The 19,884-nt window shown below is 64.9% G+C and carries 19 protein-coding genes; 14 read left to right on the top strand and 5 right to left on the bottom strand.

Features of this window, described 5'->3' with window-relative positions:
* Positions 1–139: 139 nt before the first annotated feature.
* On the top strand, positions 140–454 hold the full coding sequence (locus tag AC58NV_RS10015; RefSeq protein ID WP_497226993.1) for a DUF1272 domain-containing protein: 315 nt from the start codon (positions 140–142) through the stop codon (positions 452–454).
* Positions 455–493: 39 nt separating this feature from the next.
* Here the strand turns inward: AC58NV_RS10015 and AC58NV_RS10020 are convergent, their stop codons facing one another.
* Positions 494–1,777, bottom strand: a complete 1,284-nt coding sequence (locus AC58NV_RS10020; RefSeq protein WP_497226994.1) for a uracil-xanthine permease family protein — start codon at positions 1,775–1,777, stop codon at positions 494–496.
* Between the two features lie 239 nt (positions 1,778–2,016).
* On the opposite strand from AC58NV_RS10020, the gene AC58NV_RS10025 reads away from it, so the two are divergent.
* Complete coding sequence (locus AC58NV_RS10025; RefSeq protein WP_497226995.1) at positions 2,017–4,056, top strand: oxidoreductase; 2,040 nt, start codon at positions 2,017–2,019, stop codon at positions 4,054–4,056.
* A gap of 186 nt (positions 4,057–4,242) precedes the next feature.
* On the opposite strand, the gene AC58NV_RS10030 is transcribed toward AC58NV_RS10025, so the two are convergent.
* Positions 4,243–4,467, bottom strand: a complete 225-nt coding sequence (locus AC58NV_RS10030; RefSeq protein ID WP_174148795.1) for a YdcH family protein — start codon at positions 4,465–4,467, stop codon at positions 4,243–4,245.
* A gap of 181 nt (positions 4,468–4,648) precedes the next feature.
* On the opposite strand from AC58NV_RS10030, the gene AC58NV_RS10035 reads away from it, so the two are divergent.
* From AC58NV_RS10035 to AC58NV_RS10055, 5 genes are all read left to right on the top strand, one after another.
* The gene (locus tag AC58NV_RS10035) at positions 4,649–5,062 is read left to right on the top strand and encodes an Hsp20 family protein (protein WP_019298576.1); all 414 of its coding nucleotides are present in this window, start codon (positions 4,649–4,651) and stop codon (positions 5,060–5,062) included.
* A 5-nt stretch (positions 5,063–5,067) separates the two neighbouring features.
* Entirely contained in the window at positions 5,068–5,292 is a 225-nt protein-coding gene (locus AC58NV_RS10040; RefSeq protein WP_366659138.1) for a DUF1150 family protein, read from the top strand.
* Between the two features lie 103 nt (positions 5,293–5,395).
* Entirely contained in the window at positions 5,396–6,544 is a 1,149-nt protein-coding gene (locus AC58NV_RS10045) for a peptidoglycan-binding domain-containing protein (protein WP_497226996.1), read from the top strand.
* On the top strand, positions 6,541–7,860 hold the full coding sequence (locus AC58NV_RS10050) for a hypothetical protein (RefSeq protein WP_497226997.1): 1,320 nt from the start codon (positions 6,541–6,543) through the stop codon (positions 7,858–7,860). The genes AC58NV_RS10045 and AC58NV_RS10050 overlap by 4 nt, the downstream gene beginning before the upstream one ends.
* 28 nt (positions 7,861–7,888) lie before the next feature.
* Complete coding sequence (locus tag AC58NV_RS10055) at positions 7,889–8,773, top strand: PhzF family phenazine biosynthesis protein (protein ID WP_497226998.1); 885 nt, start codon at positions 7,889–7,891, stop codon at positions 8,771–8,773.
* A 46-nt stretch (positions 8,774–8,819) separates the two neighbouring features.
* Here the strand turns inward: AC58NV_RS10055 and AC58NV_RS10060 are convergent, their stop codons facing one another.
* Positions 8,820–8,993, bottom strand: coding sequence for a hypothetical protein (locus tag AC58NV_RS10060; RefSeq protein ID WP_497226999.1), 174 nt, complete (start codon positions 8,991–8,993; stop codon positions 8,820–8,822).
* Between the two features lie 558 nt (positions 8,994–9,551).
* Here AC58NV_RS10060 and AC58NV_RS10065 point away from each other — a divergent pair.
* Both AC58NV_RS10065 and AC58NV_RS10070 read left to right on the top strand, forming a co-directional pair.
* Positions 9,552–10,439 (top strand): tyrosine-type recombinase/integrase, encoded by an 888-nt coding sequence (locus tag AC58NV_RS10065; RefSeq protein WP_497227000.1) that lies wholly within the window; start codon positions 9,552–9,554, stop codon positions 10,437–10,439.
* Positions 10,440–10,452: 13 nt separating this feature from the next.
* The gene (locus AC58NV_RS10070; RefSeq protein WP_497227001.1) at positions 10,453–11,649 is read left to right on the top strand and encodes an IS91 family transposase; all 1,197 of its coding nucleotides are present in this window, start codon (positions 10,453–10,455) and stop codon (positions 11,647–11,649) included.
* Between the two features lie 489 nt (positions 11,650–12,138).
* Here AC58NV_RS10070 and AC58NV_RS10075 read toward each other — a convergent pair whose 3' ends face one another.
* On the bottom strand, positions 12,139–13,161 hold the full coding sequence (locus AC58NV_RS10075; protein WP_497227002.1) for a LysR family transcriptional regulator: 1,023 nt from the start codon (positions 13,159–13,161) through the stop codon (positions 12,139–12,141).
* Here AC58NV_RS10075 and AC58NV_RS10080 point away from each other — a divergent pair.
* From AC58NV_RS10080 to AC58NV_RS10090, 3 genes are read left to right on the top strand one after another with little or no spacing between them, the layout of a single operon-like run.
* Entirely contained in the window at positions 13,160–13,996 is an 837-nt protein-coding gene (locus AC58NV_RS10080) for a hypothetical protein (protein ID WP_497227003.1), read from the top strand. The genes AC58NV_RS10075 and AC58NV_RS10080 overlap by 2 nt on opposite strands.
* A gap of 2 nt (positions 13,997–13,998) precedes the next feature.
* Positions 13,999–14,754, top strand: coding sequence for a sulfotransferase-like domain-containing protein (locus tag AC58NV_RS10085; RefSeq protein ID WP_497227004.1), 756 nt, complete (start codon positions 13,999–14,001; stop codon positions 14,752–14,754).
* A gap of 18 nt (positions 14,755–14,772) precedes the next feature.
* The gene (locus tag AC58NV_RS10090) at positions 14,773–15,972 is read left to right on the top strand and encodes a Coenzyme F420 hydrogenase/dehydrogenase, beta subunit C-terminal domain (protein WP_497227005.1); all 1,200 of its coding nucleotides are present in this window, start codon (positions 14,773–14,775) and stop codon (positions 15,970–15,972) included.
* Between the two features lie 331 nt (positions 15,973–16,303).
* Here the strand turns inward: AC58NV_RS10090 and AC58NV_RS10095 are convergent, their stop codons facing one another.
* Positions 16,304–17,059 carry a LysR family transcriptional regulator gene (locus tag AC58NV_RS10095; protein WP_497227006.1) on the bottom strand — a complete coding sequence of 252 codons (756 nt, stop codon included), beginning with the start codon at positions 17,057–17,059 and terminating at the stop codon, positions 16,304–16,306.
* A gap of 99 nt (positions 17,060–17,158) precedes the next feature.
* Between AC58NV_RS10095 and leuB the strand changes: the two genes are divergently transcribed.
* Positions 17,159–18,244 carry a 3-isopropylmalate dehydrogenase gene (gene leuB, locus AC58NV_RS10100; RefSeq protein WP_497227007.1) on the top strand — a complete coding sequence of 362 codons (1,086 nt, stop codon included), beginning with the start codon at positions 17,159–17,161 and terminating at the stop codon, positions 18,242–18,244.
* Positions 18,241–19,878: a GMC family oxidoreductase gene (locus tag AC58NV_RS10105; RefSeq protein WP_497227008.1), complete on the top strand. Its 1,638-nt coding sequence runs from the start codon at positions 18,241–18,243 to the stop codon at positions 19,876–19,878. The genes leuB and AC58NV_RS10105 overlap by 4 nt, the downstream gene beginning before the upstream one ends.
* Positions 19,879–19,884: the final 6 nt, after the last annotated feature.

The raw sequence follows: 19,884 nt of genomic DNA on the forward strand, positions 1-19,884 counted from the left end.
CGCGCGGGGATGCAGCGGGGCTGCCCCGGCTTGCCGCCCGTGCGTGGCGCCGAGCGGGGGCGCGGCGCGAGAGCCGGTGGCGGGGCTTGCGGGACACGGGGAAGGGGGGCAGTGTGGCGGCTGGATCAGGGAGAATAGGATGCTGGAACTGCGCCCCAATTGCGAGCTGTGCGACAAGGATCTGCCGCCGGAGGCTGCGGAGGCGCGGATTTGCAGTTATGAGTGCACCTACTGCGCGGACTGCGCGGAGAGGGTGCTGCACAATGTCTGCCCGACCTGCGGCGGCGGTTTTGCGCCGCGGCCGATCCGGCCCAAGCGGGCCTGGCGGGAGGCGCTGAAGCTGGGGCTGGGGAACCATCCGGCCAGTGGCAAACGGGTGCATTCGAAGTTCAGCCGCGAGGATATTGAAGCGCATGTAGCGCGTATCCGGCACTTGAGGCCGGAGGAACGGTGAGCGGAGCCGCTTTTGCAGCGGCCCCGCGTCTTTTCGGGATCAGTCGCGCTGTTGCGGCAGGATCAGGTTGAGGAACAGGCCTGCAACACCCGACAGGCCGATGCCCGCCAGGGTGAAGCCTTCGCCGAATTGCAGCGTCAGCCCACCAAGGCCGATGATCAGCACGGTGGAGATGATCACCATGTTGCGGGCCTCCGACAGGGCCTCGCCCAGTTTCGCCAGCACCGACAGGCCGACCACGGTGACCATGCCGAAGAGGAGGATCATGATGCCGCCCATCACCGGCATCGGGATGGTCGACAGCGCGCCGGAGAGCTTACCCGCGAAGGAGAGCGCGATGGCAAAGAGTGCGGCCCAGGTCATGATCGCCGGGTTGAAGGCGCGGGTCAGGGTGACGGCGCCGGTCACCTCGGAGTAGGTGGTGTTGGGCGGCCCGCCCAGCAGGCCCGCGGCGGCGGTGGCGAGGCCGTCGCCCAGCATGGTGTTCTGAATGCCGGGTTTTTCCATGTAGTCGCGCTTGGTCACGCTGGAGATCGCCATGATGTCGCCGAAGTGCTCAATCGCGGGGGCGATGGCGACCGGCAGGATGAACAGGATGGCCGCCAGGTTGAACTCCGGCGCGACAAAACCGGGGACCTTGAACCAGGGCGCATCGGCCAGCGGCGCGGTGTTGACCAGCGCCTCGCCGGTGACGGCGCCCAGCACCAGCGCGGCGATGTAGCCGGCGGCGACGCCTGCCAGGATCGGCACCACCCGCATGATGCCGCGGCCGAGGATCGCCGTCAGCATGGTGGCGCCGAGCGAGATCGCGGCGAGCAGGAGCGCGGTGTTGCGCGGCATTACCTGGGTGTCGCCCGCCAGGCCGGTGGCCATGTTGACCGCAACCGGCGCCAGCGACAGGCCGATCACCATGATGACGGGGCCGACCACCACCGGCGGCAGCAGCCGGTGCAGGAAGCCGGCGCCGAAGGCGCGGATGGCAAAGGAGAGCGCAACGTACAGCAGGCCCGCCGCCGCAAGGCCGCCGGTGGTGGCGGCCATGCCCCAAGTCTGCACGCCGTAGATGATCGGCGCGATGAAGGCGAAAGAAGACGCCAGGAACACCGGCACCTGGCCGCGGGTCACGATCTGGAAGATCAGCGTGCCAAGGCCTGCGGTGAACAGCGCGACGCTGGGGTCGAGGCCTGTGAGCAGCGGCACCAGCACCAGCGCGCCGAAGGCGACAAACAGCATCTGGGCGCCGACCAGCGCCTGTTTCGGGGTGAATTTGTAGTCGGCGCTCGGGGCGGCGGGCACCGGTGTATGGTCGCTGGTGGCGGTCATTCTTCTCGCTCGTATCTTGGGTCTTCGCTCAGGCCCGGGCCGGGCTGCTGCCGGGGGTGCGGGCAAAATTGCAGTGCTCCTAAACGGAAAAAACTGCTTTGACCATCCGGTCAGGAAGGGTTTTCTGTGCCTGCGGACAGGGTGTCGCAACAGGGCCGTGGGGATGCCGGTTTTCTGCAAGCCAAGCGGCGGGGCGGGCGGCTGTGCTGGCGGGGAAATTTTACCCGGAAAGCCTTCCCATGAGCCAGCAGACCGACCCGCTCCTCCAGCCCCTGCAGCTGCGCCACCTGACCTTGCACAACCGGATCATGAGCACGGCGCACGCGCCCTCGTTCCAGGAGGGCGGCCATCCGCGCGACCGCTACCGGCTCTATCACGAGGAGAAGGCGAGGGGCGGCATTGCGCTGACGATGATCGGCGGCTCGACCAATATCGCGCCGGACAGCCCCTCGGTCTTCGGGCAGCTTTATGCGGGCGATGACAGCATCATCCCGTGGTTCCGGGAGCTGACCGAAGGCGTGCGCAGCCATGGCGCGGCGGTGATGTGCCAGATCACCCATATGGGCCGGCGCACCGCATGGGATGACGGGCACTGGCTGCCGGTGCTGGGGCCGTCCGGGCGGCGGGAGCGGGCGCACCGCGCGTTCCCGAAAGTGATGGAGATGGAGGATATCTCCCGCATTATCAGCGACTTCGCCGCGGCGGCGGAACGCTGCCGGGAGGGCGGGTTCGACGGCATCGAGATCCTGTCGCACTCGCATCTGCTGGGGCAGTTCCTGTCGCCGCTGGTGAACGCAAGGCAGGATGATTACGGCGGCTCATTGGACAACCGGCTCCGGCTGACGCTGCAGGTGCTGGAAGCGGTGCGCGAGACGGTGGGGCCGGATCTGATCCTGGGGATGCGGGTGACCGGCGATGAGCTGGCGGAGGGCGGCCTCAGCGCGGCGGACTGTATCACGGCAGCGCAGAAGATTGCCGCCACCGGCGCGGTGGATTTCCTGAACGTGCTGGCGGGGGCGCCCTATGACGATCTGGGGCTGGCCGGCTGGGTGGCGCCGATGGGGATGCCGGCAGCGCCGGACCTGAATGTGGCGGGCGCGATCCGCGCGGCGGTGGATCTGCCGGTGTTCCATGCCGGCGGGGTGGCGGATGTTGCCACCGCCCGCCATGCCATCCGCGAGGGCCGGGCCGACATGATCGGCATGACCCGGGCGCATATGGCCGACCCTTATCTGGTGCGGAAGCTGCGCCGGGGCGAGGAGGACCGCATCCGGCCCTGCGTGGCGCTGGGCTACTGCGTCGACCGGGTCAATCAGGGCAAGCCTGCGGTTTGCGGCCATAATGCCGCGACGGGCCGCGAGGCGGTGATGCCGCATGTGATCTCCCCCGCGGAGGTGCGGCGCAAGGTGGTCGTCATTGGCGGCGGCCCGGCAGGGCTGGAGGCCGCAAGGGTGGCAGCAGAACGCGGCCATGATGTGGTGCTGTTCGAGGCCGGCGCGCGGCTTGGCGGCCAGATTGCGCTGGCGGCCAAGGGCATGACCCGGCGCCAGATCTGGGGTGTGGCGGACTGGCTGATCTGTGAGGTGGAGCGGCTGGGCGTCGATGTGCGCCTCAATACTTACACCGAGACGGAGGATGTGCTGGCGGAGGCCCCGGATGCGGTGATCGCGGCCACCGGCGGCTGGCCGGAGGCTTTGGATATTCCCGGCGGGCATCTGATTACCTCCAGCTGGGAGGTGCTGTCCGGCGAGGCGCGGGTGGCGGGTGAGGTGCTGCTGCTGGACGAGGTTGGCGACCACGCGGCGCTGGTCTGTGCGGATGTGATGGCACGGATGGGCTGCAAGGTGACGCTGGCGACGCCGGACCGGATGGCGGGGCATGATCTGGGGCCGACAAACTCCGCCGTTGTTCTGCGTGATCTGGCGCGGCAGGGGGTGGCGTTCGAGAGTCTGCTGGAACCCGTGTCCGTTGCTGCCGAGGGCAGCCGCAAGCGCGTGACCCTGCGCCATGTGCTGACCGGAGAGGTGCAGGAGCGGCTCGCGGACCATGTGGTCTCTGAGCACGGGATCACCCCGGCGGAGGACTTGTACCACGCGCTGAAGCCCAAATCGCGCAATCTGGGGCAGCTGGACCATCAGAAAATGATTGCCGGGCGCAGTCCCTTTGCAGAGGCGAACCCCGAAGCGCAGTTCTGGCTGGCCCGCGCCGGCGACGCGGTGGCGGGGCGCAATATCCACGCCGCCGTCTATGACGCGCTGCGGCTGTGCAAGGATCTCTGACACAGCCGCACAGCACGACCGCAGCGCGCCGCCGGGCGCGCTGCCAGGCCCAACGCCTCCCGGCGCAGCTTGCCTGCGCGGAGAAGGGGGCGGGAGCCCCTGCTGAATATGTGAAACAGCTGCGTTCTGCAGCTTTCGCCCGTACGGCTATGGCACCGGCTGGCGCGCCGGCAGCCCGGCGCGGGGTCAGGCGATGATGTCCGGGGTCAGCCGGTCTTCGATCAGGGCGATCTTGTCTTTCAGGATCAGTTTCTGCTTCTTCAGGCGGCGGATCGTCAGCTGATCGGCGGTGCCGCGCTCTTCCAGCGCGCTGATTGCCTCGTCCAGATCACGGTGCTGCCTGCGGAAAACCTCTAACTCGACCTTCAAAACCTCATCTGTCTTCATCGACACATCTGTAGGTGCGTTCATGGGCGACTCAATTCGGCTGATGAATGAAGTGAGGGTGAAGATACTTCGTTAAGGGCTTTTCCGCTAGACCTATGGGCACATGGTCTTGTGAAACCAGAAAGAACTTCCCATATTCTTCGGGAAGCGGCTGCCGGAAGCGGGGCCGCGGATATCCGTCGCTTTGGCATAAAGGACGAACAGCGTGTCGAAACTAACCTTGGGCTCTTACCCGCATATGCTGGGGTTCGAGCAGCTGGAACGCCTCCTGGAACGCTCGGCCAAGTCGGGCAACGAAGGCTATCCCCCCTATAATATCGAACAGACTTCCGATCATTCCTACCGAATCACCCTGGCCGTGGCCGGTTTCGCCGAAGAGGATCTGGCGATCACCGTCGAGGACCGCCAGCTGGTGATCCGCGGCCGCCAGCGCGACGACAGCGAGGGGCGGGTGTTCCTGCACCGCGGCATCGCGGCGCGCCAGTTCCAGCGCATGTTCGTGCTGGCCGACGGCGTCGAAGTGGGCGAGGCGGTGATGGAGAACGGGCTGCTGCATGTGGATCTGACCCGTGCGCGCCCGGAAACCGTGGTCCAGACAATCAGTATCAGAAAGGGGTAAGAGCAATGCATACACCGTTTGACTTCAAGGATGCCGGCGACCGGACCGTCTATGTGAAGGCGGTTGCGGTGGCAGATCTTCCCAAGGAAGTGCAGAAGAGCGCCGGCGGGCGCGAGCAGCTTTATGCGGTGCACGACGCCGAGGGCGGCCAGCTGGCGCTGGTGGCCGACCGGCAGCTGGCCTTTGTGCTGGCGCGGCAGAACGACATGACGCCGGTCGCGGTGCACTGACGTCCGGGCATCTGCCGGAAATCACTTGCATTTCTGAGAAACAGGCTCCCATTTTGGGGGCCTGAGTTGTTTTGAACGGCTGATATTGCAAGAGAGGCATTTAATGATCCGGAAATTCCGTCCGCTGGTGCAGGTTCTGGGGCTGGCGTTTGGGCTGTCCGCCCTGGCTGCGCCGGCAAATGCTGACCCTTTCGTGACATGCGTGCAGCAGCAGCTGGCGGATCTGGGCTATGCCCCCGGCCGGCCGGACGGGCGGCTGACGCCGCAGACCAAGGGCGCCTGGCAGGCGATGCGTCAGGCAAAGGCGGGCGCCGGACCGCTGGCCGCGCTGCCGCCGCTGGCCCCGAAAACCGCGATCCACTGGTGCCGGGAGCTGCCGGCGCTGAAAAACGGGCTGGAGCGGCATCTGCCGTCGGCGGCGCCGGTGCGGATTCTGGCGGACACGCCCAACGTGGAAAAAGGCATCCGGCAGGCCTATGACAAGGTTCTGCGCTTCATGGACCGGGAGTACGGCATCGTGCTGGCCGGGTATATCGGCATCGCGGCGGCGGGCAATACCAAGGACGTGCAGGGCTATGTGCGCCGCCTGCTGAGGGATATGTCCAGCGCGCGGTTCAACCCGGACGCCTCCATAGCGGCCCATTGCAACAAGCCCTTTGGCGTCGCGGGCGCGGCCTATCTCAAGTTCATGTACATCTGCTGGGACAACCCGCATCAGGCGGACGGCGCCTGGCTCAAGCGGTCGCGCAAGTGGCTGGGGATGATGATGGCGCATGAGTACATGCACCTGGTGCAAGCCGAACTGGGCGGCGCCCGCGCCGAAGGCTTCAACGGCGGCTCGCTGCGCGCCCGCATGGGGCCGGCCTGGCTGGTGGAGGGCAGCGCCGAAGTGGTGGCGGCGCGGTTCGGCAAAAGGGCCCTGCGGCTGCGCGCGCCGAGGCTGGCGGAGCTGCACGAGATGTCGCTGGAGTCGAAAAAGAGCCTGAACGGCATGCGGGCGCATAAGACGGTCCGCACCGGCGGCGATTATGACTTTGCCCATTACGCGGTGCATATCCTGACCCGGATCAGCGGCGAGGAGGCGCTGTTCACCTTCTGGCGGCGCCTGGGTGCAGGCCAGAACTGGGATCAGGCGTTCGAGGGCGCCTTTGGCATCCGCATGGGTGAGTTCGAGGCGCAGGTGATGGAGCTGCGCAAGCGGCCCGGCACTGCGCGGGCCTATATTTCCAAGATGCGCCGGAGGCAGTCTTGAGGGCTGGCGGGGGGCTGCGGCGGCTTGTGCTGGCGGCGGGGCTGGCCCTGGCGGCCGTCCCGGCAGCGGCGGACCCGTTTGTCGCCTGCGTGCAGGGGCAGCTGAGCGGGATGGGTTTCAAGCCCGGCGCGGCTGATGGCGTTATGGGACGGCGGACGCTATCAGCTTGGATGGAGATGAAGATGCGTCACGAGAGCAGTTTCTCGAGCCGACTGAGGAACCTTCCACCTCTGTCCCGTGAAACGGCCATTCACTGGTGCCGGGAGCTGCCTGTATTGGAAACTTGGCTTTCTGCTTTCCAGCCATCTGTAAGGTCGCCATTGGTTCGAGCCAGTTCGGATCCGGCGGAAACCTTGGTGCGCCAGGCTTTTGCATCGGCAAAAGCCTTTCTGAAGCGTGAGTATGGTGTTGTACTGGCTGGAGACCTGGGGATTGCAGCCGCGGATGACTGGAGAACTCTGCAGAAACTCGCCCGCCAAGTGAAGGCACAGACCGCGGCCAGCCCGTCGCAGTCGGATGCAGCGATCAGAACACGATGCGACGGGGAGCAGCAGGTTCTCGGTACGTCCTACCGGAACTGGATGTTTATCTGCTGGATCAAGCCGCAGGCAATGGATGATGCCTGGCTTGCCGGTGCCCGCCGCTGGTTGGGAGCGCTGATGGCGCATGAGTATACCCATATTGTGCAGGCTGAACTGGGGGGCGCCCGTACCTATGAACAGGATGTGCCTACGCAGCTTCAGCAGATGGGGCCCTTGTGGATGGTCGAGGGCACAGCGCAGGTGCTCACTTCGCACTATGTAGAAACCGAGTTGGGGCTGGAACAGCCTGGGCTGCCGGCGCTACGGGTCCGGGCTTTGGAGGCAAAAACCGATCTAAGCAGCTTGAGGCGCTTGCAGAAAGTGCTGGACACAGCGGAATACGACCTCGCCCATTTTGCGGTGCATATCCTTGTGGAGGCCCGCGGAAGAGAGACACTCTTTGATTTCTGGCGCCAGTTAGGAAACGGGATGAGCTGGGAGCAGGCTTTTGCGGCTAGCTTTGGTATCGGACTGGAGGAGTATGAGGTAAAGGTTATGGAGCTGCGCAAGCGGCCGGGGAATGTGCAGGACTTGCTGGCAGCCGAAAACTTTTCCGAAGCGCTCAAGGCTGTCCCGGTGCCGGTGAAAACTTTTCCGATGGATCAGCCGTGGCGGTTTCCCGATGCGCTTAAGGCACCCAGAAGAACCTCGTCGGGCCTCCTTCCGTCCCCCCAGCTAAAGAGTTTTTCTGGACCGAGGCCGGAAAAGTCTCCTACGCTTTATGGCCATTGGTGAGAGTTTTTGGCCGGGACGGAGAAGAAAGATGGCACAATTTGACTTTGACTGGGTGGACGCCTTCTCTGCCCATGCCTTTGGCGGCAACGGCTGCGCGGTGGTGCATGGCGGCGCGCATCTGCCGGAGGCGGTCTGCACCGCCTACGTGCGGGAGACCTCGCTGGTGGAGTGCACCTTCACCGGCCCGTCGGAGGTGGCGGACGTCAAGGTGCGTTATTTCCTGGCCAGCCGCGAGATCCCCTTTGCCGGCCATCCGACCATTGCGACAGTCGCGGCGATGCGGGACCGGGGGCTGATTGAGGGCGGCAGCATCACCCTGGAAACCGGCGCCGGGATCGTGCCGGTGAAACTGGGCGGCGATCTGATCGAGATGACGCAGGTGGCGCCGGAGTTCGGCCCCGTTGCCGATCCGGCGCTGGTGGCGGCGGCGGTGTCGCTGCCGGTGGAGGCGATCGTGGGGCAGCCGCAGAAGGTCTCCACCGGGCTGCCGTTCTGCGTCACGGTGCTGCGCGACCGCGCGGCGCTGGAGGCGGCGGAGCTGAACCTGGAGGCGCTGGCGGCATTGGGCAAGTCGCTGGGCGCTGATGGCATCGACATGATGGAGCCGTTTCTGGTGACGCTGGAGGGGGCGACGGAGGCGGGCGACACCTTCTCGCGCCTGCTGATGGCGCCGCCGAGCCCGCCGGAGGATCCCTTCACCGGCTCCGCCACCGGCGCGATGGCGTCGTACCTGTGGAAACACGGGCTTACGGGCAAGGCGGAATTCACCGCCGAGCAGGGCCACGGCATGGGCCGCCCCGGCCAGGCGCGGGTGGCGCGGGTCGGCCCGGCGGACGCGATTGAAGGCGTGCGGGTTGCGGGCGAGGGGTTTGTGCTGATGCGCGGCACGGTGGATTTGCCGGAGGGCATGTAAGCTGCCTTCAGGCAGGCGGCTGCCGCGCGTTCACGAGGTTCTGCAGCTACCGGATACTCTGGTCATCCGCTTTGGCGACGATACGCCAGGCGGCGTTGAGAAAACACACCAGGGCATAGCCCAGAGAGCCGATGTAACGCAGGGTCCCCAGGATCTGACCGCAGGTCATGTCTTGCAGCCAGTACAGGGCGGTGCCGAGCGCGCCTTGCAGAAGGTTCATGGCCTCGCCGGTGCTTGCGGTGCCGCCGCCGTGTCGGATCGACCAGAGCGAGGGGGGCCCGCTAGGAGATAGGCCAGCCTGCGCCCGGCGTAGCCCGCCAGCATGACCGGAATTGCAAGGCGAAAGCGGCAGCAGGAACATCTGCCGGGTTTTTCGGGCGGGACACGGGAGAGATCTCAACGCTAAAGTTGGCCGGGAAGTTCCCGCGGTGCAAGGGGCATCGCCCCTGCCGGACACGGGGCGCGGGGAGGCGTCCGGCGCGATAAGCGGCGTACAGGGCGCGGACGAAGGCTGTCTTCTGGTACGCGCGCGGTGGATCTGTCGAGGAAAATTTCGTTAGCCGCCCAAAGTGAAGTTTCACTGCAAGGTGCGTCATTGACGGTGATCTGCGCATTTTGACAACCGCTATTTAAAGCAAGGGCGGAAGGACGAAGCCGCTCGCGCGGCAGGGGCGGCTGTGGCGGGCGCACCACGCTGATCTGACCCCCCTGTGCATTTGGGAATGACCGGATCTGTCTGATGATTGGGGCCTTCTCAATCCACAGACAGGAGGGTCCCATGAAGGATCATAGAACCACGCCGCTGCGCGCGCGGATGATCGAGGACATGCGCATCCGTGGCATGGGCGAGAGCGCCCAGAAAGCCCATATTCGGGCGATCAAGGATTTCGCGGGATACCTCGGGCATGCGCCCGATACAGCAACGCCGGAAGAGCTTCGGGCCTACCAGTTGCACATGACCGATACCGGCGTCTCGGCCTCGACGTTCAACGTGCGGATCTCATCGCTGCGGTTCTTCTTCAGCATCACATGCGGCCGCGAGGAGATGAAGCGGTACATGCAGTTCCGAAGCAAACCCCGGAAGTTGCCGATCGTCCTCAGCGTCGAAGAGGTGGGCGACCTGATGGCCGCGGTGCCCGGACCCGGGCTGAAGTACCGTGCGGCCCTGGGTATCAGCTACGGAGCAGGTCTGCGGGCCTCCGAGGTCTGCAATCTCAAGGTCACGGATATCGACAGTGACCGGATGCTGATCCACGTCGAGGACGGCAAGGGCAGCCGGGACCGCAAGGCGATGCTGTCGCCGGGGCTGCTGGAGCTTTTGCGCGACTATTGGCGCGAGGCGCGGCCGGAGGGCTGGCTGTTCCCGGGCAAGCCGAAGATCAACCCGCTGTCACCGCGGCAACTGAACCGGGCGTTCACGTCCGCAAAACACATGGCAGGGATCAACAAACCCGCAACCCTGCACACGCTCCGCCATAGCTTCGCGACGCATCTGCTGGAGGCGGGGACGGATGTGCGGATCATCCAAGTATTGCTGGGCCACGCCAAGCTCAGCACCACCGCCCGCTACGCGCATGTGGCCACCAAGACGATCCGCTCCACCGTCAGCCCGTACGAACGTCTGAAGGAGCTGCAGGACCACACTCTCCGGCGCGGACTGGTGTGACCGGACGCCGGGGGTGCCCGGGCGGCCGGGACTGGAGCTTGCTGACATCTTCCGAAGACACGGACCCGCGTGGCGGCGGGCCAATGCCGGGCATGTCAGCCTAACCCAGCTCAAGGTGATGTCGGCGATCGAGGCCTGCCGGACCGAGGTGCTCGGCGGGCATGTCGCTGCGTGCGGAAAATGCGGCCACCGGCACATCGCCTACAATTCCTGCAAGAACCGGCACTGCCCGAAGTGCCAGGGACCAGCCGCACGTGACTGGATGGCCGCGCGGGCCGAGGACTTGCTGCCGGTCGAGTACTTCCACGTGGTCTTCACCCTGCCGGCCGAGATCGCGCAAATCGCTTACTGGAACAAGAAGGCAATCTACAGCCTGCTGTTCCGCGCCTCGGCTGAGACCGTGACGACCATCGCCGCGGATCCCCGGCATCTCGGCGCCCGGGTCGGCATGACCAGCGTGCTCCACACCTGGGGCTCGGCGCTGACCCACCATCCGCATGTCCACATGATCGTGCCCGGCGGCGGCCTGTCGCCGGACGGCACAAAATGGATCGCCTGCCGCCCCGGGTTCTTCCTGCCGGTGCGCGTCCTCTCCCGGTTATTCTGGCGACTCTTCCTCGAAGGGCTGGCGGTCCTGCACAAGGTGGGCGCGCTTCAGTTCTTCGGCGACCTCAAAAACCTGGCTCAGGCCGGCGCTTTTGCCACCTACCTCGCCCCGCTGCGCAAGACCGAGTGGGTCATCTACGCCAAACCGCCCTTCGGCGGCCCCGAGGCCGTGCTCGCCTATCTCAGCCGATACACGCACCGCGTGGCGATCTCGAACCACCGCCTGATCAGCGCCGATGCTGCGGCCGTGGCGTTCCGCTGGAAGGACTACCGCATCAAGCACGGCGACCGGCAAAAGGTGATGCGCCTCGAGACCGGCGAGTTCATCCGCCGGTTCCTGATCCACGTCCTGCCCGATGGATTCCACCGCATCCGGCACTACGGGCTGCTGGCCAGCGCGGCTCGCAAGGCCACCATCGCCCGCATCCGCAGATTGCTCGGCGAGGCGCCGCAGGACCCGGACCCGCAGGAGAGTGCTGAGGTCATCCCACTCACACTGCGCGAACCGTGCCCCTGCTGTGGCGGGGCGATGCGCATCATCGAGATCTTCCGCCGCGGTCAGAAGCCGCCATCTCGAGCACCACCCCGGGAGCAGGCCGCATGACGCAACACCCGCCTCAAACGCGCGAAACTCACCAGCTGCCGCCCGCAGGCTGGACCGCTCCTGGCCTGCCCGTTACTGCGCTTTGCTCAGGAAAATGCAATCAACTGTTCCGCCGGCATCCGAAACCCACGCCCCCAGCCGTCCGAGCGACCTCCAGCGATAGGCACGCCATGTCCGGTCGGTGGCCAGACCCCACCCTCGCAATCACCCGCAGCACGCTTTCCCCATAGACAGCGCCCGGGTCCCGCGGCTTCCTCCTTCCGAGGTTTGTCAACGCGGGCCGACGCCCGCAGACGCCCCGCTGTCACGCAGCGGCCCGCATCGAAAAACCTTCAGGATAGCCGTTTGCTATTCTAGGGGCGAATGGCACCTGTAGGGGACGGAGCGGTCAATCAATCCAAGGCAAACTCGCACGAGCGCTTTCAGAAGCAAACTGGTACGCCGCCGGGGGCGCAAGAGGCCTGATACCGCCCGCAGCAATGTCTCCCTTCACTTCTGCGGACCTATGCCAGCGGCCATGTATTCAAGCAGCGCGAGGCAGCGTTGAGCGGACGGGTTGCCCCGGCCGAACCGGGTGAGCTTTGCATAGAGCCGGGTGTTTCTTGAGTGCCAGTCCACAGGCATTTCAACCAGGGAACCCCTTGTCAGGTAGGAATCGGCAAAGCTGCGCCAGCCCAGTCCCAGGCCGGCGCCGGCCGCAGCGGCCTCCAGCAGATAGACGTAGCTGTCGAATTCCTCTCTGACCTGCCAGCCGGCAAAGTCAGGATGCGCCCTTTGCCAGTCCCGCCAGGTCATCCAGCCGAAATTGTCCTTGCTCAGTTCCAGCAGCGGCGGCGGGGCGCAGGAACCTTCAAGCGCTCCCTGTGCCTGCTCGATCAGGTCAGGCGTGCCGACCGGTTTGATTTCCTCATCGCAAACCACGACATGCTCTTCCGCCGGCGGGAGTGATGAGTACTCGAACACGATATCAGCTCCAGTATCTACTGCCGACCGGGTGAGGTTGTATTCAGCGGTCAGCAGGCGCAGTTCCACCTCCGGGCCCAGAGCTTTGCGCAACTGGCCATGGCGTGGCATCAGCAAAAGATGTGAAACCGAATGCGAACAGACCAGGGTGACCAGGTTCCCGCCCCGCGCCAGGCCGCGGACCGAATCCTGCAGCATGTCGAGGCCCTGCACTATCCCGGTATAGAACTGCTGCCCCTTTCTCGTCAGGCGGACGGGTGAGCTTCCCCGGTCAAAAAGCAGGGTGCCGAAGCGGATTTCCAGGTTGCGGATATGGCGGCTTATGGCGGGCTGCGACGTGTTCAGCTCCTCGGCCGCGCGGGCAAACCCTTGAAGGCGGGCCGCCGCTTCGAATGCAGCCAGCGCGTTGAAGGAGGGGAGGGTGTATTTCCGATCCGGCATATCAGTTTCGATATGTCGCCATGGACGCAAAAGCAATGGAAATCCGCGGGGATCCCAAGGAAGCTCCTGTGCGAAAGACACCCCTAACCGACTGACGGATTGCAGCATGGACGACTACGAAAAACCACGTAAATGGGCAGATCCCAAGGTGAAGCTCTTTCCGCACCAGGTGGGCTTTACCTGCCCGCCGCATGACTTCGATGCAGCCCCTTCCGACTTCCTCCGCATGGCGCCGCGCAGTGTCGGCGCCCACGGCTGGATGCTGCATGTGCCCGATTATGCGCACCGGCTGGACCAGCGGAAAAAGAACTTCGGCATGCTCGAGGATTTTCTGGAATGCATGGCGAACAACGGGGCCGATGTCTGCGCGCAGGTGGGATCGAACTGGGTGCATGCCTCCGGCCTCGGGGTCGAAGGGATCCGACGGCATTGCGAGATGCTGAGCGACAAATACGAGACTCCGTTCCACATGGCCGGCTATGCGATGGTCGAAGCGCTGCGCGAAAGCAATGTCGAGAAAGTCGCGCTGAACGCCTGTTATCACCCCGACAGCTGGTACAAGGGCACTGTCAGTTTCCTGAAAGAAGCCGGGTTCGACGTGCTTTGGGCCGGGAACTTTTATGATCAGGGCTGGTTTGCTTCTCAGCAGGAGGTCGATGACTGCATCTGGTGTTTCAACGAAGAGCTGATCTGGAAGTCCTTTGAGTATACCGCAGAGCAAGCTCCCGGCGCCGATGCTTACCTGATCAACGGAATGAGCAATTACCGCCGCCCATCGGACGGGATTGCGCAGCGCCCGGTCCATTTTGCCGCCGCGCTGGAGGAGCGTCTGGGCAAGCCGGTCATCGGCCATGATATCGCGCTTTACTGGCGGATTTTCAAAACTCTCGGCATTGCGCCGGAAACCCCGCTCGGCAGCCTGCTTTCATCTTTGAAGGACTGATCATGCATAAGATTGTTGCCCTTTGGGCCATCCCCCGCTCCACCTCCACTGCCTTCGAATGGATGATGCGGCAGCGCGGTGATCTGGACTGCCTGCACGAGCCTTTCGGTGAGGCCTGGTACCAGGGCGAGGATCCGCTCTGGCCGCGATTCAGGGAGGGCGAAAAGACAACGCCCGGCCTGACCCTGGAAAGCGTCTGGGACGGTATCCGGGAACGGGCCCAAAGCGGGCCGGTCTTCATCAAGGACTTTCCGCATTACATCAATCACATGTGGAACCCGGAGTTCCTGTCGCATTTCACCCATGCCTTCCTGATCCGCGACCCCGCCAAGACAATCACATCGATGCACCACAAGTGGCCCGACTTTGACGAGCTGGAAGTGGGCTTTCCCGAACAGCGCGCACTGTTCGACTTGCTGACTGCGCTGAACGGCACGCCGCCGCCGGTTGTCGACAGCGACGACCTGCTTGAAAATCCTGCGGAGATGACAAGGTCCTTCTGCGATGCGGTCGGCATCCCCTTCATCGGGGAGGCGCTGAGCTGGGAGGCCGGCGGCGACCCATCGGCCCACAGCTGGTGGGACGGCGGGTCCTTTCATGCGAACCTGGCCAAATCCACCGGGCTTACGCCTCAGCAACGCAAATATGTCGATCTGCAGGGCGTGCCGGAACGGGTCCGCCGGGTGCACCGCCGCATGAAACCGCATTATGATCACTTGCACGGGCACCGGATCCGGCCCGGGTACGCCCCCTCCTAAAACGGAAGGACCAGGGAATTGCCGTCACCAACCTCCGTGAAAGACGTTGTGGAAGCCGGGCTGTGCATCGGTTGCGGGCTGTGCGAGGCGCTGGCGCCTTTGCAATGGAAGATGGCCTACACGCCGCAAGGCCGCCTGCGCCCTTCCCGGATCGGCCCGGGGTCCGATGCCGCGATATTGCAGGCCTGCCCGGGGGCGGTTGCCCGCCCCAACAGCGAAGCTGCCCCGCTCGAGGATTCTGTCTGGGGCGGCTATCACCGGATGCAAGAGGCCTGGGCCGACGATCCGGATACCCGGTTCCGGGCTGCGACAGGCGGTGTCCTGACCGCGCTCGCCGCGCACCTGCTTCGGTCCGGCGAGGCACGCTTCATCCTGCATTGCGCCGCCGGCCCGCAGGCACCGATGCGCTCCGTCTGGTGCCTCAGCGACACTCCCGGCCAGCTCTTGGAGCGCGCAGGATCACGCTACGGGCCGAGCGACACGCTGGCCGGGCTGCAAGCGGCGCTTGAGCGCGACGAACCTTTTGGGGTTATTGCAAAACCCTGCGATGCCGGCGCGTTGCGCGAACTTTCTAAATCCGATCAGCGGCTGGACCGGAACCTCGTGGCCGTTCTGGTCATGGTCTGCGGCGGCGCATCGGACCTGGGCAAGTCGCAAGCCGTGCTCGACGAATACGGCCTGTCCGAGGCAGAGGTCGCACTGTTCCGCTACCGGGGCCACGGCAATCCCGGGCCAACACGGATCGAAACGCGCGACGGCCGCGCCTTCCAGAAAACTTATGGTGAGATGTGGGCAGACGAAAGCGGCTGGCGTATCCAGACCCGCTGCAAGCTCTGCCCCGATGCCTTGGGGGAAGCCGCGGATGTAGCAGCCGCGGACATATGGCCGGATGCCAGCCCCGATTGCGACGACGAGGGCTTCAACGGGGTAATCACACGGACAGCAGCCGGCGAGCAGCTCTTCCGCGCCGCGTGCGAAGCCGGGAGCCTGACCGCCGGCGCAGGCATCACACCCCGCCAGTTCGACTCCTTTCAACCGCATCAGGTCCGCAAGAAACACGCCTTGGCCGCGCGGCTCAGAGGCATGGCCGCGGCGGGCTCCCCGGTTTATGAGCATGAAGGTCTAAGGCTGGAAGCGCTCGACACCAACGATGCGCAGGAGGAGGCAGGAACCCTGCAGCGCGTCCGCGACGGGAGGTTCCGAGAAGAACTCCCGTAATCGTGGCGTATTGTGCGCACCGGGGCTGCTGCCCGACGCGTAGAAAATCCGTCGCTGCCCTGCCGGTTAGGCGAAAGGACAAGGTGACAGGGTACAGAATCCGCTGAACTCCTCCAGGAGAGCCTCGCCTTCCGGTTCACTGTTTGCGTCCACCTAACAGGCAGGACTGCCAGACAAAGCGCCCGCGGCATGGCGCTGGATGTGATCAATCGAGCCGTCCGATCCAGTCCAGAAAATACGTTGTTCCAGCCTTCCGGGCTCCCGCTGGGGTCATGGAGCAGTAATACCCCCGTTTGGTTTTGCATTCGTGCTCGCAAGCAAGCGCAAGCGTTCAGTTCGCCAGGAACTCATCCAGTATGTGGCGCCAGCCAATGCCGACACCCAGACCGTTCTGGATGGCCCGCAAGTAGACCATGTAGCTGAGGTAACTGTCATGGGCGGGCGGTTTGGGGATGACAACCTCCGTTTCCTGAAAGAAACGGTTCCAATCATTGTTATGGTCTGAACTGTTCAAATGCAGCAGTTTTTGCCGACCCAGTGATGGCAAGTCCATCGGCGCTCCATCATGCAAAAGACCGGGATGGCAGACGGCAACCATCGTTTCCTTGAAAATCAGCCGGCTCTCTGCTCCGTCCAGGCCGTCTTCGCCGAACAGGATGACAGCATCGCATTTCCCGGGATCGAAATCAGCGTTCTGATCCCTGGTGATGACCTGCAGCTTGATATCGGGAAAGGCCGCCTGAAACCCGGCCAGGCGGGGCAGCAGGTAGAGGCTGGTAAACCCGATGCTGGCGCTGACGATGATGGTTTCATTGCCGCTCCGGGCGCGCAGTGTCTCAAGCCCCTCGCGGATTGCGTCAAAGCCTGAGGCAACCGCCCCGGCCAGAAGTCTCCCTTCCTCTGTCAGTGTCAGGCGTGGTTTGCTTCGGAGGAAAAGGGTCACGCCCAAATCCGCCTCCAGCGCCGCGATGTGCCGGCTGACCGCGGGCTGCTGCACGTTCAGCTCTTGTGCGGCGCGCGAGAAGCTCAGGCAGCGCGCCGCGGCCTCGAAGGCGTTGATCTGATGGAGAGGGATCCGGCGCGACACCATCATTCCTTTGATGAACTATATGCATTCACCATTTCCGCCTTTTTCTAAGTTTTCAACTGCGCAATGCTGAATTGACCCTTGAAGAAGGAATGATCCGTGCGGAAGCAGGTTCTGGCCTTGGGCGGCGATGGGATTGGCCCTGAAATCCTGGAGCAGGGCCTGCGGGTTGCCCGCCATCTGGCCGCGCGCTCCGGCATCGACTTGTCGGTGGAGCATGGTCTGCTGCACGGGGCCTCATGGGATACGCACGGGACTTTCTGCACCCCCGGTGTGCTTGCCAGGGCGCGGGCATCGGACGCGGTCCTGGTTGGTGCCGTTGGCGGCCCGCAGTGGGACGGTATCCAGGTGCCGGGCGGGGCTGAATGCCAGGACGGGCTGATGTATCTGCGCCACCACTTGCAGACTTATCTGGGCCTGCGTCCTGCCCGCGCCTGGGGGCCGCTTCTGAACTGCACGCCCTTCCGAAAGGGTTTGGCGGACAGGGCCGATGTGCTGATCCTGCGCGAAATGTGCGGCGGCGCGATGTTCGCAACCGAGCGCGGGCGGCGCGACGTGAACGGCTTGCGGCAGGGCTTTGACCTGACAGCCTATGACGAGGCCGAGGTTGCCCGTTTCGCCCACGGCGGGTTCCAGCTGGCGCGCAAGCGGCGCGGACGGCTGGTCAGCTGCGACAAGTCCAACGTGATGGAAAGCTACAAGCTCTGGCGCGAGGTTGTCACCGAAGTGGCCCGTCACTACCCGGATGTGACGTTCGAGAACATGTTCGCGGACAACTGCGCCTACCAGCTGATGATGCGCCCGCATGATTTCGACGTGGTGATCGGCTGCAACCAGCTGGGCGATGTCCTCAGCGATCTGGCCGCGGTTTACGCCGGATCCCTGGGCATGCTGCCCTCGGCCTGCCTGTCAGCCAATCCGGACGGCGGGCCGGTTTTCGGGATCTATGAAAGCACCGCCGGATCCGCCCCTGACATTGCGGGGCAGGGCATTGCCAATCCCGTTGGCACCATCCTGTCCATCGGCTTGATGTTCACCTACAGCTTCGGGTTGCCTGCGGCCGGAAAGCAGGTCGAAGAGGCGGTCAGCGGGGTTCTGCAGTCCGGGGTCATGACGCCCGACCTGGGCGGCACAGCCACAGGTGCTGCAATGACCGATGCGATCCTCGAAAGGCTAGCGGGGTGAGCGCGTTTGACTACGTCATCGCCGGCGGCGGGTCCGCCGGTTGTGCGCTGGCGGCGCGGCTGGCCGAAGACCCCGGTGTTTCGGTCTGCCTCGTTGAGGCCGGGGGCAAGGGGCGCGGCCTGTTCATCCGGATGCCCGCGGGAAACGGGGTTGTCTTTGGGAATCCGAGGCTCGACTGCGGCTACACCTCAGTCCCGCAGCCGGGACTGAACGCGCGCCGGGTCTATTTCCCGCGCGGCAAGGCCTTGGGCGGGTCCTCCATCGTCAACGGCATGATCTATATGCGCGGGGTCGCCGCGGATTACGACGCCTGGCAGCAGATGGGGCTCGACGGGTGGTCTTTTGCGGAGGTGCTGCCGTATTTCCGGCGGTCCGAAGGCGCACGCGACCGGCGCGACGCCTGGCACGGGGCGGACGGGCCCCTGAAAACCGAGCCGGCGCGGAATTTCGGGGAGATGGAGCAGGCATTCCTCGACGCCGCCGCGGCTGCGGGGCACCAAAGGATCGACGATTTCAACGGGCCGCTCCGCACCGGCGTCGCGCGCAACGACAGCACCGTGTCAAAGGGCGTGCGGCAATCCTCGGCGATTGCCTATCTGAAGAAGCCCCCGCGCAATCTGACGATCCGCACCCACACCCAGGTCGCACGGGTCGTGATCGAGAAGGGCAGGGCGGCGGGGGTGCAAACGTTGAGCGGAGAAGTGATCCGCGCCGTGCGCGAAGTGGTCCTGTGCCAGGGGGCTGTCGGCACGCCGCATCTGCTGATGCTGTCGGGGATCGGGCCCGCGGATCATCTGGCCGGGCATGGGATTAATGTGGTGGCCGATCTGCCGTCCGTGGGCGCCCATCTGTCGGATCATCCTGATGTGCCGCTGCAATACGGCTCGGACCGGCTGGATCTGAGCCACGCCAGATACCAGCGGCTGGACCATGCGGCCAGGCTGATGGGTCATTGGCTGCTGAATGGCGGCGGCCCCGGGGGCGGGGCGTTCTTTTCCACGGTGCTCTTCCATTCCTTTGGCGACCCGGCCCTGCCTGAGCAGGAGGTCTTCATGACCCCCATGGTGGTCGAGGAAAACCTCGGCAACGGCGCGGGCGAAGGCGTGCCGGTGCTGCAACGGCTCGGCCGCAAACTGCTGGTGCGCGGGCGCAAGATGGCCCTGCCGGGGGTGCAGATCGACATCAACCTCGAACGGCCCCGGTCCGAAGGCACAGTGCGGCTGGCCAGCGCGGACCCAAGGGCCCATCCGGTGATCGACCCGAATTACTTTGCCGATCCCCACGATATCGGCGTTCTCAAACGCGGGGTTGCGGTGATGCGGGAGGTCATGGCCCAAAACCCGATTGCACGGCTTGTCACCGGCGAGACCGGCGTGTGGAAAGACGCGCGATCCGAAGCCGAAGTCACCCAGGCCATTCGCGAAACCGCCTATACCGGCCATCACCTGGCTTGCACGGCCCGCATGGGCGACGTTCTGGACAGCCAGCTGCGCGTGCATGGGGTCGAGGCGCTGCGGGTTTGCGATGCGTCGGCCATGCCCGCGCAAATCACTGGCAACCTCTATGCCACGGTGGTCATGATGGCGGAAAAAGCTGCCGACATAATCCTTGGCCGTGCGCCCTTGGCCCCCTGAATTCCC

Source organism: Leisingera sp. ANG49 (assembly GCF_059694505.1).